The sequence below is a fragment of the Exobacillus caeni genome, from assembly GCF_005747095.1.
Taxonomy (GTDB): domain Bacteria; phylum Bacillota; class Bacilli; order Bacillales; family Guptibacillaceae; genus Exobacillus; species Exobacillus caeni.
On the sequence record NZ_SWLG01000001.1, the window covers coordinates 65781 to 81604 of the forward strand.

The following is a 15824-nucleotide window of genomic DNA, read 5'->3' on the forward strand; positions in this document are numbered from 1 at the left end:
TTATAGGACATTGAATCCTCTATTTGTGTAAAAACACAACTTTTAAAAAGAAATGAGGACATACGTTCCGCTATTTGCTCATAATCGGATTTAAACAGGCGTTTTCCAAATAAATAACGGAATAAATGTCCTATAACCTTTTAAAAAAGCCCCTTTTGTCACAAATAAAGGACCAGATGTCCTCAAATAAAGAAAAAGAATCAAGATATGTAGTGCTGAGGAGGCTCACCGCCCGCCCGCAGAAAGCGAGCAACCTGAAGTGGAAATCAACGACACCCTGACTAAAAGTAGTGAAAGTTTGCGTTAAATTTTCTCAAAAAATAAAAAATTATAAAAGAGAGGAAGATTTTAGATGGCGAAGGTTTATTATAACGGGGATATCAATGAAGAGGTTTTGAAAGGAAAGAAGGTTGCGGTTGTTGGTTATGGTTCACAGGGGCATGCTCACGCTAAGAATTTGAGGGACAGCGGTTATGATGTGGTAGTTGGGCTCCGTCCGGGGAATTCCTGGGACCGTGCGGAAGAAGATGGTTTTTCGGTTAAATCGGTAGCTGATGCGACTGCTGAAGCGGATGTCGTGATGGTTCTTCTTCCTGATGAAAGACAGCCTGAAGTGTACGAACAAGAAATTAAACCTAACTTACAGATGGGAAATGCGCTTGTATTCGCACACGGATTCAACGTTCATTTCAACCAGGTAGTTCCGCCGAAGGATGTTGACGTTTTCCTTGTCGCTCCAAAGGGACCCGGGCATCTTGTCCGCAGAACGTTTGAAGAAGATGCCGGCGTTCCAGCGCTGATCGGAGTTTACCAGGATGTAACAGGAAAAGCGAAGGAGACGGCGCTCGCGTATGCAAAAGGAATCGGTGGAGCAAGAGCTGGCGTACTGGAAACAACCTTTAAAGAAGAAACAGAAACAGACTTGTTTGGAGAACAGGCGGTTCTTTGCGGGGGTGTTACCTCTTTAGTAAAGGCAGGTTTTGAAACATTAACAGAAGCAGGCTACCAGCCAGAAGTTGCCTACTTTGAATGTTTGCACGAGATGAAGCTGATCGTTGACCTGATGTACGAGGAAGGACTTGCAGGAATGCGTTATTCCATTTCAGATACAGCCCAGTGGGGAGACTTTGTTTCAGGGCCAAGAGTAGTGAACGAAGATACGAAGCAACGCATGAAAGACATCCTGGATGATATCCAGACAGGTAAATTTGCGAAAGGATGGATCCTGGAAAATAAATTGAACCGTCCGGAATTCAGTGCGATCAACGAACGTGAGAAGCATCACCCGATTGAGGTAGTCGGTAAAGAGCTAAGAGCAATGATGCCATTTGTAAAAAGACAACCGAAAAAGGAAGTGGTCACAAGTGCGAAAAATTGATGTCTTTGATACTACCCTTCGAGACGGAGAGCAGACACCGGGAGTCAATTTAAATTCGATTGAAAAACTTGAAATAGCCAAACAACTGGAAAGACTCGGTGTCGATATCATGGAAGCAGGGTTTCCTGCTTCCTCAAAAGGAGATTTTGAAGCGGTAAAGAAGATTGCTCAAACGGTCAAAGGTTGTTCAGTAACCGGCCTGGCAAGAGCAAACGAAAAGGACATCGATTGGGCATGGGAAGCATTAAAAGATTCTGCAGAACCAAGGATTCATGTATTCCTGGCAACTTCACCGATCCATATGACATATAAGCTCAAAAAAACTCCTGATCAAGTAGTGGAAACAGCTGTAAATGCAGTAAAGTATGCGAAGCAACGGTTTCCTCAGGTGCAATGGTCAGCAGAGGATGCATGCCGCTCGGACAGAAAGTTTTTAGTTGAGATTGTAACTAAAGTGATCGATGCCGGGGCGACCGTTATCAATTTGCCTGATACGGTTGGCTATCGCAGTCCCGAGGAGATCGGCCACCTGTTCCGCTATATGATGGAAAATGTCCCGAACATCGACAAGGTTAAACTATCTACTCACTGCCATGATGATCTTGGCATGGCGGTTTCAAATTCACTGGCTGCAATCGAAAATGGCGCCTTGCAGATTGAAGGAACGATCAACGGAATCGGGGAAAGAGCGGGAAACGCCTCGATCGAAGAAGTTGCTGTGGCTCTAAAAATTCGGAATGACCATTACAAGGCTGAGACGGGTTTGAAGCTTGATGAAATAAAAAGAACCAGCAATCTTGTAAGCAAGCTTTCTGGTATGGCGGTACCGGCAAACAAAGCCGTTGTTGGCGCAAATGCATTTGCCCATGAATCAGGCATCCATCAGGATGGTGTGTTAAAGGAAAAAACCACTTACGAGATCATCACACCTGAACTGATCGGTGTCTACTCTAACAGACTTGTTTTAGGCAAGCTTTCCGGAAGGCATGCGTTTAAGCAAAAAGTTCAGGAGCTTGGATTCGATTTGTCGGACACAAAGTTAAACGAGGCCTTTCAATCGTTCAAAGATCTCGCTGACAAAAAGAAAGAAGTTACGGATGAGGACTTGTTTGTAATGTTAACAGATAAGCAGACAGAATCGGCTGAGGCAGAGAAATATGAACTGAAAAGCATTCAGGTTCAATACGGAACAGAAAATATTCCAACAGCAACAATCGTCGCTACTTCTCCAGACGGCTCTCGAATCCAGGAGGCTGCAACAGGATCAGGAAGCGTCGAAGCGATTTACAACACGCTTGAAAGAATGGTGGACGGCGATCTTCAGTTGCAAGATTACCGTTTAAGTTCAGTGGGGCGCGGACGTGACGCACTTGCTGAGGTGTTTGTGAAGGTAACGTATGAAGGTGTTGAGTCAAGCGGAAGAGGAACTGCCCAGGATGTTCTGGAGGCTTCTGCAAGAGCATACTTAAACGCGGTTAATCGCGTTTATATAAACGGATTCCAGAAAAAATTCAAAAGGACAGCTAACGTATAAAAAGGAGGAGAACATCATGAAAAAAAGAATCGCTGTTTTACCTGGAGACGGAATTGGAACTGAGGTTGCCGAAGGCGCGATGAAAGTGCTGGAAACAGTGGCATCAAGGTTTGGCCATCAATTTGAGTTTGCTTTTGGAAAGATCGGGGGTCAGGCGATCGACTCAAAAGGAACTCCGCTGCCAGACGAAACTATCAACCTCTGTAAAGAGAGCGATGCTGTTCTACTCGGAGCAGTAGGAGGGCCAAAATGGGATAAGATGCCTCCAGAACTTCGCCCGGAAAAAGGATTGCTTGGCATTCGAAAAGAGCTCGGATTGTTTGCAAACCTGAGACCGGTAACGGCTTTCGATAGTCTTATTTCTTCTTCGCCATTGAAAAAGGAGGTTGTCCAGGATGTCGACCTCTTGATCGTGAGGGAGCTTACAGGAGGAATATATTTCGGTAAGCCGAGCGGAAGAAAAGGCGAAAACAGGGAAACAGCGGTTGATACTCTTCAATACGAGAGGCACGAGATCGAACGTATCGTAGAGAAGGCTTTCACATTTGCGCGAATGAGAAACAAAAAGCTGACATCAGTAGATAAAGCTAATGTGCTTGAATCGAGCAGAATGTGGAGAGAAGTAGTGGATGAAGCGGCAGCTAAGAACCCGGATATCGAAGTGGAGCATATGCTTGTTGATGCTGCTGCCATGAAATTGATCAGCAATCCAAAAGCTTTCGATGTTATCGTGACGGAAAATATGTTTGGAGATATCTTGAGCGATGAAGCGTCGATGATCACCGGATCGCTTGGGATGCTGCCATCTGCCAGCATGAGAAGTGATGGGTATGGATTATATGAACCAGTTCACGGATCTGCTCCGGACATTGCGGGTAAAAACATGGCAAATCCGCTTGCAATGATTTTGTCTTCAGCCATGATGCTTAAATACTCATTCGGCATGAAAGAAGAGGCGGAAGCAGTGGAGAAAGCTGTAACAGAGGTTCTGGATGCAGGTTATAGGACAATGGATCTTGGTTCAAATAGTTCATGCACGTTATCAACAGAGAAGATGATCAAGCAAGTCGTTTATCAATTAGAAGAAGACGATGCTACAGCGGGCATTCTTGCAGCATACGCATAAGTCTTTGATAGGAAGAAAGGAGGATGAACGTGGCGCCTAAAACAATTATCGATAAGATATGGGAACAGCATAAAGTTCATGGAGAGGAAGGGAAACCTGACCTGATCTATATCGATCTGCACCTTATCCATGAAGTGACTTCTCCCCAGGCTTTCGAAGGCCTGCGGTTAAACGGCCGAAAGGTTCGCAGGCCGGACTTAACTTACGCAACAATGGATCATAACGTACCGACTGCAGATAAAAATAAAATCAACGATAAGATCGCTCATAAGCAAATGGCTACCCTGGAGAAAAACTGCCAGGAGTTTGGGATTGAACTTGCGGATATCCATCATCCAGACCAGGGTATCGTCCATGTGATCGGCCCGGAGCTTGGATTGACACAGCCTGGTAAAACTATTGTCTGTGGTGACAGCCATACATCTACACATGGTGCCTTCGGAGCGCTCGCTTTTGGAATCGGTACGAGTGAGGTGGAACATGTTCTTGCAACCCAAACGTTATGGCAAAGCAAGCCTAAGACAATGGAAGTGAAAGTGAACGGCAAGCTTGCTCCTGGTGTTGCAGCAAAAGACTTGATTCTGGCAGTGATCGAAAAGTTTGGGATCGGCGTTGGAACGGGATATGTGATGGAGTATACGGGCGAAGCGATCCGGTCCCTATCCATGGAAGAAAGAATGACGGTTTGCAATATGTCGATCGAAGCTGGTGCGAAGGCGGGATTGATTAGCCCGGATGACGTAACTATCTCTTACTTAAAAGGGAGAAGACATGTACCTTCAGGAGAAGCATTCGACCAGGTTGCCGCTCGCTGGCAAAGCCTTGCCTCAGATGAAGGAGCGAGTTATGACAAAACGATAGAAATCGATGCATCGGAAATCGAGCCGCAAGTAACATGGGGAACAAACCCTTCGATGGGAAGTTCGATCAATGGTAACGTGCCTTATCCAGATCAATTCGAATCGCAATCAGAACGCGAATCGATCCAGCGGGCACTTGATTATATGGGACTTGAGCCTGGAACTCCGATCAATGAAATTGAGGTTGATTATGTCTTTATAGGTTCGTGTACAAATTCACGCCTTTCTGATCTTCGGGCCGCTGCAGAAATTGTGAAAGGGAAAACAGTCCACTCTGGGGTTACTGCGATTGTCGTGCCGGGATCCCAGACGGTTAAGCTGCTTGCGGAACAAGAAGGTCTTAACACAATCTTTATAAATGCAGGTTTTGAGTGGCGGGAATCGGGCTGCAGCATGTGCCTTGCGATGAATGAAGATATCGTTCCTCCTGGAAAGCGATGTGCTTCCACTTCTAACCGGAACTTTGAAGGAAGACAGGGGAACGGTTCACGAACCCATCTTGTCAGTCCAGCGATGGCAGCTGGTGCTGCGATAGAAGGTAAATTTACCGATGTCCGAAACTTTCAGGCTGCTTTAGCATAAGGAGTGAAAAAACTTGGAACCAATTAAGCAATTTTCGGGTACGGTTTGTCCTCTTGATCGTTCAAACGTTGATACAGACCAGATCATCCCGAAACAGTTTCTAAAAAGAATAGAACGGACCGGCTTCGGGCAATTTCTTTTTTACCACTGGAGACTTGATGAGGAAGGAAAAGAAAATGAAGCTTTTGTTCTGAATAAAAAGCAATACAAGGATGCATCGATTCTGGTCGCAGGAAATAACTTTGGCTGTGGCTCTTCTCGGGAGCATGCTCCGTGGGCTCTTCTCGATTATGGGTTCCGGGTGGTCATTGCCCCGAGCTTTGCAGATATTTTTTATAACAACTGTTTAAAAAATGGAATTTTACCTATATCTCTAAGCGAGGAACAGGTTGGGGAACTGTTGCATACTGCAGAAGGAAAACAAACGGAACTTTTTGTTGACTTAGAACAACAGAAGGTTACAAACAATAATGGATTTTCGGCTGAATTTCAGATTGATCCATATTGGAAGCAGATGCTGTTAAATGGATGGGATGAAATTTCACTAACGCTCACACTGGATGAGCAAATTACAAAGTTTGAAAAATCAGCAATGGTGAAAGGGTGATTTGCTTTGGGAATTTTGGTGAACAGTTTAACATAATCGAAGCGATGGAAAGCTTGACTGGTGTTGTCCATAGGACTCCGTTAAAGCAATCGAGCACGCTTAACTCCTTAACTGGAGCTAAGGTGTATATGAAAATGGAAAACTTGCAACGGACAGGGTCGTTTAAGCTTCGGGGAGCTTATAACAAGATAGCATCGTTAAATGATCTTGAAGCCAAAAAAGGAATTGTTGCAGCTTCAGCTGGAAATCATGCGCAGGGCGTTGCATTTGCTGCCTCAAACAGAGGGATCCGCTCAAAAATCTTTATGCCGGAGCAAACGCCATTCAGCAAAATTGAAGCAACAAAAAGTTACGGTGCTGAAATCGTTCTCCATGGCGAATCTTATCAGGAGGCCTTTTTAGCAGCAAGGAAAGAACAGGAAAGAAACGGCTCTACTTTCGTTCATGCGTTTGATGACCCGCATGTGATCGCAGGACAGGGAACCGTGGCCCTGGAAATGCTTCAACAAAGTTCTGATCTTGAAGAAATTATTGTTCCGGTCGGAGGCGGCGGGCTGATTTCAGGTGTTGCGCTTGCGATCAAATCTTTCTATCCCGGTGTAAAGGTAACAGGAGTCCAGTCTGCCGGTGCAGCTGCTACCTATAACAGGTTTAACGGAAGTGGAGAGGACTCTCTTCGTACTGTCCGTTCCATTGCAGATGGAATAGCAGTAAAGGAACCGGGTAAAGTTACATTTCCTTTGATACACCAGCTTGTTGATGATATCGTCACCGTAACCGATGAAGAGATTGCATATAGCATTGTGTTTATGCTAGAAAGAGAAAAGACACTCGTTGAAGGAGCAGGCGCGGCGGCTCTTGCTGCGTTGTTTAGTAAAAAACAGCGCTACGAACAGAAACGAGTTGGTATCATTGTGAGCGGCGGTAATACAGACCTTGATAAATTAGCATTTTACAAAGAACTTTCCAAGAAAGTAAATCCTTTAAAAAAGATTAGCTGATGTTTGAAAATTAGGACTTTAATAAAACGATTGACACTTTTGCGAGTACCATGCTAGAATTCACATCAGCACTTAAACTTATTAAAGCGAAAAAAGGATATTTTCTCTTATCGAGAGAGGTGGAGGGACTGGCCCGACGAAGCCCGGCAACCGTCAAACAATCATGTTTGAAATGGTGCCAATTCCTGCGAAGCGTTTTGCTTTGGCAGATGAGAGAAAGGTGACTATAAACTTAACAGTGCCTTTCTGCTCATGCGGAAAGGTATTTTTTATAGCAATAAGCCATTCGTTCGCTTTTTAATAAAGGATGTGAAATCTTGATTACGTTAAAAGGCCTTCATAAAACATTTAATGCTAAATCCGGAGTGGTAAAGGCAGTAGATGATGTCAACATTGAGATCGAAAAAGGAGAAATATTTGGCATAATCGGCTATAGTGGCGCCGGAAAAAGCACATTGATCCGCATGTTGAACCTGCTTGAACGTCCAACTGATGGAACTGTTTCGATCGATGGTATGGACTTATCACGCCTCAAGGGGAAAGAGCTAAGGAAGGCAAGACAGGAAATCAGCATGGTTTTCCAGCACTTTAATCTACTCTGGTCCAGAACGGTTAAGGAAAACATTGCATTTCCGCTTGAAATCGCCGGAGTAAGCAGTACTGAACGGAAAAAGCGCGTTGATGAACTGGTTAAGCTTGTTGGTCTTGAGGGAAGGGAAAATGCTTATCCGTCTCAACTAAGCGGTGGGCAGAAACAGCGTGTAGGTATTGCAAGGGCACTAGCGAACAACCCGAAGGTATTGCTCTGTGATGAGGCAACTTCAGCGCTTGACCCGAAGACAACAGATTCAATTTTAGATTTGTTGGTAGATATCAATAAACAGTTAGGATTGACCATTGTGCTGATCACCCATGAGATGCACGTTATCCGTAAGATTTGCCATCGGGTTGCGGTGATGGAAAACGGACGGATCGTTGAGCAAGGCCATGTATTAGAAGTATTCCAGAATCCAAAAGAGGATATTACCAGGGACTTTGTTAATCAGCTTGCTGATCCAGGAGACATTCATAAAACGCTGGATCATTTGGCTGAAGAATATCCTGAAGGGAAAGTAGTTAACCTGACATTTGTCCAGGAAAGTGCAGAAAAACCGTTGATTTCTGATGTGTTGCGCAAATTCGCAGTAGACATCAATATTCTTCAGGGAAAAATTTCCCAAACTCAAGAAGGGGCATACGGTAAGCTATCCGTTCTCCTGCAGGGTGAGGAAAAAGACATCCAGGAAGCTATAGCATATATGGAATCTCATCATGTTGGAGTGGAGGTGATTCAAAATGCTTGAGCAGTGGTTCCCGAATGTTGATTGGGAAAAGATGTGGGAGGCAACCGTTCAAACGCTGTACATGACAGCTATATCCGTCGTAGCCACCTTTATCTTAGGCATCATTCTCGGATTGCTTTTGTTTTTAACAGCACCGGGAAATCGATGGGAAAACAAAGTGATCAATTTTATTATTGCATCATTCGTAAACGTCTTCCGGTCGATTCCGTTCATCATTTTAATCATTTTATTGATTCCTTTTACCGTTTGGCTGATGAAGTCAATGCTTGGTGCGAATGCAGCATTGCCTGCACTTATCGTTGGAGCGGCTCCATTCTATGCGAGGATGGTAGAGATCGCACTGCGTGAGGTGGACAAGGGAGTTATAGAGGCTTCACAATCAATGGGAGCAAACGATTGGGAAATCATATATAAAGTATTATTGCCTGAATCGATGCCAGCACTCGTCTCAGGTATTACCGTCACTGCTATTGCACTTGTCAGTTACACGGCGATGGCTGGAGTAGTTGGTGCCGGAGGGCTCGGTAACCTTGCTTACCTTGAAGGGTACCAGCGAAGCAATCCAGATGTAACACTGGTTGCAACAGTTATTATTCTGCTTATCGTGTTTATCCTTCAAATTATTGGCGATGTTATAACTCGCTCATTAGATAAAAGATAAATTAGAAATAAAGAGGAGAGAAAACCATGAAGAAAGTATTTCTTATTTTTGCAGTATTAACAATAGGACTTCTTGCTGCCTGCGGCGGTAACGAAGGAAACAATGAAGCCGGCGGAACAGACGCTGAGAAGAAAGAAGACAATAAGCTTGTTGTCGGTGCATCCAACGTACCTCATGCTGAAATTTTAGAAGAAGCAAAGCCGATGCTTGAAGAAAAAGGAATCGAGCTTGAAATCAAAACGTTCCAGGATTATGTTCTTCCTAACAAAACCCTTGCAAGCGGAGAGCTAGATGCAAACTACTTCCAGCATATCCCTTACATGAAGTCACAAATGGAAGAAAACGAAGATTATGATTTTGCAAACGCTGGCGGTATTCACATTGAGCCGATCGGTGTATATTCCCAAGATTACAAGAGCCTCGATGAGCTTCCTGAAGGTGCTTTGATCATCATGAGTAATTCCGTTGCAGACCACGGCCGTATGCTTTCTCTTTTAGAAGAAGAAGGATTGATCACGCTTAAAGAAGGCGTAGAAAAAACCGAAGCGACTGTAGATGACATCGCAGAAAACCCTAAAAACCTTGAGTTTAAAACAGACGTTGAAGCATCACTTCTTCCGCAGGTTTATAAGCAGGGTGAAGGAGATGCAGTACTAATCAACACAAACTATGCAATCGATGCTGGACTTAACCCTCAAGAAGACGCAATCGCGCTTGAAGGTGCAAACTCTCCGTATGTTAACATTATCGCTGTAAACAAAGGGGACGAGGACAAAGAAAGCATCAAGACATTAGTAGAAGTTCTACGTTCTAAAGAAATCCAGGACTTCATCCTAGAGAAATACAAAGGTGCGGTTGTACCAGTAAGTGAATAAATCTATTTATATTTAATATAATAAGGAAGAAACTCGGTTCAGCAGGTTGATGCTGGACCGTTTTTTTATACCTTTAAAAGGCATATTTTCTCTCCACCAGCTTTATTTTATGGTTAATTTTTATAAGTCATAGGATCTTTTATTTTGGCTGTTCAGAGTTTGGTCATCCCACCTTTCTTCAGATAAAGGAACTGCTATCCTTAGCTCTTAAACAATAGCTGCTTTGATTCTAATAGCGGAATGAAAGTCCTATAATTGTTGGATATATTCTTCTTAATTCAGTCATACTAACGGTGATTATATTGATAAGGAGTGGATTGCCGTGAACCATGACAACGAGATGAGTGGCTTTGCAGAAGCAGCGTTACAGGATTACAAAGAAGGCTTAGGAGCTTTTACTCAAAAAATGCCTGATATTGCTGAGGCATACAACCATTTTACAGAAGCTTGCTTTAAAGAAGGAAATCTCTCACAAAAGGAAAAACAACTGATCGCACTTGGAATCAGCATTTATTCCCAGGATGAGTACTGCATCATTTATCATACCAAGGGATGTATTGACCAGGGATGTTCAGAGGAAGAAATACTTGAGGCGGTAGGAGTAACTGCTGCATTTGGCGGTGGGGCGGCAATGAGCCAGGCGGTAACACTTGTCCAGGACTCTATCACGGAATTAAATCAATTGAAGCATTAAGATATTAGGTTGACTAGATTAGGAATAATATGCCGGTGATCTGAATTTGCTAAATTGCTTTTTCGGAAAAGCGGGCCGAATTCCTTTCAGTCAACCTTTTTCATTGGTCGATTATCCTGTTTATTTATCTAAGAAAAAAGAACAAGTGAATGCGCTCGGAAATGAAAGCGTTGCCATTCATGGACAAGGTTAAATATGGGGCAAAAAGGTAGCATTTGTAAGTAAATGATTTACTGAACTAGACTAAAGAGACCTCTAAACTGAAAATTAAGTGACAATGGAGATTACCGCGTTTGTTTAAAAGTTTTCTGAATGTTAAAGTAATTATTGTATTCAAAAAAGAAATTTGAAAGGATTGATTTATTATTAACCCCATACGCTTGAACCACACTGCTGAGATGGAAAAGGCCATGTATCAGTCTCACGGCATCGGATATGCCGAGTACGGGCAAAGCTTTGCAAAACGGATGGAAATTGAACAAGAAAGGGAAGCTGACCACCAAAAAAGCCTGAGTGTGGTAAATGAGCATGAGCGGAAGTTAAGCACGTAAATCGTTTCTGATATTAATTTTTACTAACAGGATATCAAACAATATAAGCAGGGGGAAAACCAGTGGAGCATCACTGGTTTTTTCTTTTTTTAGGTAGAAGGCAATAAACCTACCGCTTGGAAACTGGAGTTTGAGTTATAGGTCATTTATTCCTCTATTTAGGGAAAAAACATGACTTTCTAGATGAATGAGGCCATATGTTCCGCTATTTGCTCAAAATCTGATTAAAATAATCGCTTGCCCGGTGAATAGCGGAACAAATGACCTATAATTTTTAAATAATAGGTATTTGTCACAAATAAGGGATTAGATGACCTCAAAGAATGAGCTTTGGAGCTCACTGATCCACCTTGAAGTCTAACCGCCCTCCCGCCAAACCCAAAAGCAACCAGGGCAAAAATTAACCACTCCCTGGCAAACAAAATGAAGCTAGAAGCTGGCCTGTTGAAGGTAATCAATTAAAGTGATATGGTATACAAAGCAATGGTTATACTATTCCTCGATTTTCTCCATTAGAGTGGCATACTCTCATTACGTTCTTATCCATAAAACAGGCAGATATTGGACACGCTAAGTACAGGCTATGGCATCCTTTCCTTTTCTTGATAATAATTTTAATTTGTTATAAGATGATAATGAGAATAAATTGAGAATGAGAAATTCTATGTCCAAATTATGCCCTGTAAAAAGGGTTGGAATATAGAAAAAGTATAAAGGTTATTGGAGGTAACACTATGTCAGCATCTAATTTAAAGATCGAAAATCTTCATGTTTCTATTGAAGGAAAAGAAATTATCAAAGGGTTAGACCTGGAGATCAATGGCGGGGAAATACACGCTGTAATGGGTCCGAACGGAACAGGTAAGTCTACGCTTGCTTCTGCGATCATGGGTCACCCAAAATATGAGATTACTGAAGGCACAGTAACGATCGACGGAAAAGATCTTTTAGAGATGGAAGTCGATGAGCGTGCAAAAGCTGGTCTTTTCCTTGCGATGCAATACCCAAGTGAAGTGAGCGGTGTAACAAACGCTGATTTCTTGCGTACATCCATCAATGCTCGCCGTGAAGAAGGCGATGAAATTTCCCTTATGAAATTCATCAAGAAAATGGATGAAAAAATGGCTGCATTAGGTATGGGTGAGGAATTTTCACAGCGTTACTTAAATGAAGGTTTCTCCGGCGGGGAGAAAAAGCGTAACGAAATCCTTCAACTGATGATGCTTGAACCAAAGATCGCAATTCTTGATGAGATCGACTCTGGACTTGATATCGATGCATTAAAAGTTGTATCCCAGGGTGTTAACTCCATGCGTTCACCAGAGTTTGGCTGCTTGATCATCACACACTATCAGCGTCTTCTAAACTACATCACACCTGATAAAGTCCACGTAATTATGCAAGGGCGAATTGTAAAATCAGGTGGTGCAGAACTTGCACAGCGCCTTGAAGCAGAAGGTTATGACTGGATTAAAGAAGAGCTGGGAATCGAAGACGAAACAGTAGGTCAAGAAGCATAAGCAGTTAGGAGGATAAGTTATGTCTGTAGAAACGAAACTTGAATTTGATCAAGAGTACGTGCGTAAGTTTTCTCAGGATCGCCAGGAACCAGAGTGGCTGTTGAACCTTCGTTTAAAAGCTCTTGATGCGGCTTCTGAGTTACCGATGCCAAAACCGGAAAAAACAAAAATAGACAAATGGAATTTTAATTCATATAAACATGACGTTTCCGCGCAGGAAATCAAGTCTCTCGATGAGCTCCCTGAAGATATTAAAAGCCTGGTCGGAAAAGATGAACAGGCCGGAAACCTTGTTGTTCATCGCAATACTACATTAGCTTTTAAACAATTATCCGATGATTTAAGAGAAAAGGGAGTTATTTTCACCGATATTTTGACTGCTTCTAAAGAGTACAGTGACCTGTTGGAAAAATACTTCATGACAGAAGGAGTTAAAATCGACGAGCATCGTTTGACTGCACTGCATGCAGCATTGATGAACGGTGGAACATTCCTTTATGTTCCTAAAAATGTAGATGTTGAAGTTCCTTTACAAGCTTTATACTGGCAGGAAGATGCAGAAGCTGGCCTCTTTAACCATGTTATTATCGTGGCGGAAGATAACAGCCGGGTAACATATGTGGAGAACTATTTTTCTACTGGTGATGATAAAGAATCAGTAGCAAACATCATTGCTGAGGTGTTTGTCGGCCAAAATGCCAAAGTATCCTATGGTTCTGTTGATAACTTTGCTAAGGGTGTAACAACATTCATCAGCCGAAGAAGCCGTGTATCCAGAGATGGAAGAATCGAATGGTCTCTTGGGCAGATGAACGACGGCAACACGATTTCTGATAATATTACCCATTTAGACGGCAATGGCTCCACTGCTGAAACAAAAACAGTAACAGTAGGAAGAGGAGACCAGAAACAAAACTTTGTTAACCGCGTATTCCATCATGGCCAGAATTCTGAAAGTAACCTGTTAGTTCATGGCGTTATGAAAGATAGTGCAAGCTCAATCTTTAACGGGATTACGAAAATTGAACACGGTGCTAAGAAAGCCTTCGGTGACCAAACACAGCGTGTATTAATGATGAGCGAAAAAGCACGCGGAGATGCCAACCCTATTCTTCTGATCGATGAAGATGATGTAATGGCTGGCCACGCAGCTTCAGTAGGCAAGGTTGACCAGTTGCAATTGTTCTATATGATGAGCCGCGGTATTTCGAGAGCAGAAGCGGAACGCCTTATCATTCACGGGTTCCTTGCACCGGTTGTTAATGATCTTCCTATCGAGGGCGTACAAAAGCGTGCGACGGAAGTAATCGAAAGGAAAGTTCGATAATGAATGTCAATGAGATCCGCAAGATGTTTCCCATTCTTCATCAAGAGGTAAATGGGAATCCTCTTGTTTATCTAGATAGTGCCGCTACTTCTCAGAAACCGACACCGGTCATCGAAGCACTTGACAATTATTATCGCGAAATCAATTCCAACGTCCACCGCGGAGTCCACACTCTTGGAACAAAAGCGACCGATGCGTATGAAGGCACGCGTGAAAAGGTGAGAAGCTTCATTAATGCTCGTTCTACTGAAGAAATTATCTTTACAAGGGGAACGACGACTTCTATAAATACAGTTGCCTACAGCTATGCGAGGGCAAATCTTAAAGAAGGCGATGAAATCGTTATTACTCCAATGGAGCATCACAGCAATATTATCCCCTGGCAACAGGCTGCAAAAGCAACAGGTGCTACTTTAAAATACATTCCTCTTCAAGATGATGGTTCCATTTCACTTGAAGATGTAAAAAGCACTATAACCGAGAATACTAAGCTTGTAGCTGTTATGCAGGTTTCAAATGTACTTGGAACGATTAATCCGATTAAAGAAATTACTGCAATTGCCCATCAGCATGGTGCCGTTATGGTAGTTGATGGAGCCCAGAGCACACCGCATATGAAAGTAGACGTTCAAGATCTTGACTGTGATTTCTTTGCTTTTTCAGGGCACAAAATGTGTGGACCCACCGGAATAGGGGTACTGTATGGCAAGAAAGAACATCTTGAAAAAATGGACCCAGTTGAATTTGGCGGAGAAATGATTGACTTTGTTGGATTGCAAGACTCTACATGGAAAGAGCTTCCGTGGAAGTTTGAAGGCGGAACGCCTATTATAGGCGGAGCGATCGGCCTTGGTGCTGCAATTGACTTTCTAAATGAAGTGGGTCTCGATAACATCCATCAACATGAAGAAGAGCTTGCCCGGTATACGATTGAACGCCTGAAGGATGTCGACGGCGTTAAAGTATACGGTCCGGAAGAGCGTGCGGGTATTGTAACGTTTAACTGTGATGACGTTCATCCTCATGATGTGGCGACGGTCCTGGACTCAGAAGGAATAGCGGTTCGAGCAGGACACCATTGTGCCCAGCCGTTGATGAAGTGGCTTGATGTAACAGCGACAGCACGAGCAAGCTTCTACCTCTATAATACGAAAGAAGATGTAGATGCTTTTGTAGCTGGATTACAAAAAGCAAAGGAGTATTTCGGCGATGTCTTTTAATAACTTAGATCAGCTATACAGGCAGGTAATTATGGATCACTATAAAAATCCGCGAAACCGCGGAGAGCTTGCCGATGGCGACTTAACTGTTGATATGAACAATCCGACCTGCGGCGATTCCATCCAGCTTCAAATGAAGGTGGAAGACGGAAAGATTGCAGATGCAAAATTTATTGGCGAAGGCTGCTCGATCAGTATGGCGTCTGCATCGATGATGACCCAGGCTGTTAAGGGGCTGGAAGTAGAAAAAGCGATAGAGCTTTCAAAGCTGTTCTCTGATATGATGCAGGGAAAAGAGATTGATGAAGGTGACTTTGACCTTGGCGACATCGAAGCGCTTCAAGGGGTTTCCAAGTTCCCGGCACGTATCAAATGTGCTACCCTTTCCTGGAAAGCAATGGAAAAAGGGTTCAAAGAACAGCAGGATAAATAATCGGGGATTGTGTTTTCGCTAGCTGGCTCCGTTGTCAAATGACAGGATTCATACTACAATGGTAAAAAAGCGAGACCAATTCGGATGACATGAAAAATGTCTCTAGGAGGGA

Annotated in this window: 15 protein-coding genes and 1 riboswitch; all 15 genes read left to right on the plus strand. The window is 43.2% G+C overall.

What is annotated here, in order from left to right; genetic code table 11:
• Positions 1-352: 352 nt before the first annotated feature.
• The 15 genes from ilvC (at position 353) to sufU (ending at position 15712) form a co-directional block, all read left to right on the plus strand.
• Entirely contained in the window at positions 353-1378 is a 1026-nt protein-coding gene (gene ilvC / locus FCL54_RS00345) for a ketol-acid reductoisomerase (protein WP_138122015.1), read from the plus strand.
• Positions 1365-2912, plus strand: coding sequence for a 2-isopropylmalate synthase (locus FCL54_RS00350; protein ID WP_138122017.1), 1548 nt, complete (start codon positions 1365-1367; stop codon positions 2910-2912). Before ilvC ends, FCL54_RS00350 begins: the two co-directional genes overlap by 14 nt.
• 16 nt (positions 2913-2928) lie before the next feature.
• Positions 2929-4038 (plus strand): 3-isopropylmalate dehydrogenase, encoded by a 1110-nt coding sequence (leuB, locus tag FCL54_RS00355; protein ID WP_138122019.1) that lies wholly within the window; start codon positions 2929-2931, stop codon positions 4036-4038.
• Between the two features lie 29 nt (positions 4039-4067).
• Entirely contained in the window at positions 4068-5480 is a 1413-nt protein-coding gene (gene leuC, locus FCL54_RS00360; RefSeq protein ID WP_171016608.1) for a 3-isopropylmalate dehydratase large subunit, read from the plus strand.
• 13 nt (positions 5481-5493) lie between these two features.
• Positions 5494-6087, plus strand: coding sequence for a 3-isopropylmalate dehydratase small subunit (leuD, locus tag FCL54_RS00365; protein ID WP_138122023.1), 594 nt, complete (start codon positions 5494-5496; stop codon positions 6085-6087).
• A 44-nt stretch (positions 6088-6131) separates the two neighbouring features.
• Positions 6132-7088, plus strand: a complete 957-nt coding sequence (gene ilvA, locus FCL54_RS00370; RefSeq protein ID WP_138123181.1) for a threonine ammonia-lyase — start codon at positions 6132-6134, stop codon at positions 7086-7088.
• Positions 7089-7192: 104 nt separating this feature from the next.
• A riboswitch (SAM riboswitch) is annotated at positions 7193-7304 on the plus strand.
• A 101-nt stretch (positions 7305-7405) separates the two neighbouring features.
• Complete coding sequence (locus FCL54_RS00375) at positions 7406-8431, plus strand: methionine ABC transporter ATP-binding protein (RefSeq protein ID WP_138122025.1); 1026 nt, start codon at positions 7406-7408, stop codon at positions 8429-8431.
• Positions 8424-9092, plus strand: coding sequence for a methionine ABC transporter permease (locus FCL54_RS00380; RefSeq protein WP_138122027.1), 669 nt, complete (start codon positions 8424-8426; stop codon positions 9090-9092). Before FCL54_RS00375 ends, FCL54_RS00380 begins: the two co-directional genes overlap by 8 nt.
• Before the next feature lie 26 nt (positions 9093-9118).
• Positions 9119-9967, plus strand: a complete 849-nt coding sequence (locus FCL54_RS00385; RefSeq protein WP_138122029.1) for a MetQ/NlpA family ABC transporter substrate-binding protein — start codon at positions 9119-9121, stop codon at positions 9965-9967.
• A 340-nt stretch (positions 9968-10307) separates the two neighbouring features.
• The gene (locus FCL54_RS00390) at positions 10308-10661 is read left to right on the plus strand and encodes a carboxymuconolactone decarboxylase family protein (RefSeq protein ID WP_138123183.1); all 354 of its coding nucleotides are present in this window, start codon (positions 10308-10310) and stop codon (positions 10659-10661) included.
• Between the two features lie 410 nt (positions 10662-11071).
• A complete protein-coding gene (locus tag FCL54_RS23735) occupies positions 11072-11212 on the plus strand; it encodes a YuzK family famiily protein (protein ID WP_171016606.1) in 141 nt (46 codons plus the stop codon).
• A gap of 734 nt (positions 11213-11946) precedes the next feature.
• Positions 11947-12732, plus strand: a complete 786-nt coding sequence (sufC, locus tag FCL54_RS00395) for a Fe-S cluster assembly ATPase SufC (RefSeq protein ID WP_138122031.1) — start codon at positions 11947-11949, stop codon at positions 12730-12732.
• 19 nt (positions 12733-12751) lie between these two features.
• Positions 12752-14059: a Fe-S cluster assembly protein SufD gene (gene sufD / locus FCL54_RS00400; RefSeq protein ID WP_138122033.1), complete on the plus strand. Its 1308-nt coding sequence runs from the start codon at positions 12752-12754 to the stop codon at positions 14057-14059.
• Positions 14059-15279 carry a cysteine desulfurase gene (locus FCL54_RS00405; protein ID WP_138122035.1) on the plus strand — a complete coding sequence of 407 codons (1221 nt, stop codon included), beginning with the start codon at positions 14059-14061 and terminating at the stop codon, positions 15277-15279. Before sufD ends, FCL54_RS00405 begins: the two co-directional genes overlap by 1 nt.
• Complete coding sequence (sufU, locus tag FCL54_RS00410) at positions 15269-15712, plus strand: Fe-S cluster assembly sulfur transfer protein SufU (RefSeq protein ID WP_138122037.1); 444 nt, start codon at positions 15269-15271, stop codon at positions 15710-15712. The genes FCL54_RS00405 and sufU overlap by 11 nt, the downstream gene beginning before the upstream one ends.
• The last annotated feature ends 112 nt before the right edge of the window (positions 15713-15824 follow it).

Bases quoted from the DNA above. Each gene is read 5' to 3' on its own strand.
- sufD (WP_138122033.1), top strand. From the start codon at position 12,752: ATGTCTGTAGAAACGAAACTTGAATTTGATCAAGAGTACGTGCGTAAG.
- FCL54_RS00405 (WP_138122035.1), top strand. From the start codon at position 14,059: ATGAATGTCAATGAGATCCGCAAGATGTTTCCCATTCTTCATCAAGAG.
- sufC (WP_138122031.1), top strand. From the start codon at position 11,947: ATGTCAGCATCTAATTTAAAGATCGAAAATCTTCATGTTTCTATTGAA.
- leuB (WP_138122019.1), top strand. From the start codon at position 2,929: ATGAAAAAAAGAATCGCTGTTTTACCTGGAGACGGAATTGGAACTGAG.
- FCL54_RS00390 (WP_138123183.1), top strand. From the start codon at position 10,308: ATGAGTGGCTTTGCAGAAGCAGCGTTACAGGATTACAAAGAAGGCTTA.
- FCL54_RS00385 (WP_138122029.1), top strand. From the start codon at position 9,119: ATGAAGAAAGTATTTCTTATTTTTGCAGTATTAACAATAGGACTTCTT.
- ilvC (WP_138122015.1), top strand. From the start codon at position 353: ATGGCGAAGGTTTATTATAACGGGGATATCAATGAAGAGGTTTTGAAA.
- sufU (WP_138122037.1), top strand. From the start codon at position 15,269: ATGTCTTTTAATAACTTAGATCAGCTATACAGGCAGGTAATTATGGAT.
- FCL54_RS23735 (WP_171016606.1), top strand. From the start codon at position 11,072: ATGTATCAGTCTCACGGCATCGGATATGCCGAGTACGGGCAAAGCTTT.
- FCL54_RS00380 (WP_138122027.1), top strand. From the start codon at position 8,424: ATGCTTGAGCAGTGGTTCCCGAATGTTGATTGGGAAAAGATGTGGGAG.
- ilvA (WP_138123181.1), top strand. From the start codon at position 6,132: ATGGAAAGCTTGACTGGTGTTGTCCATAGGACTCCGTTAAAGCAATCG.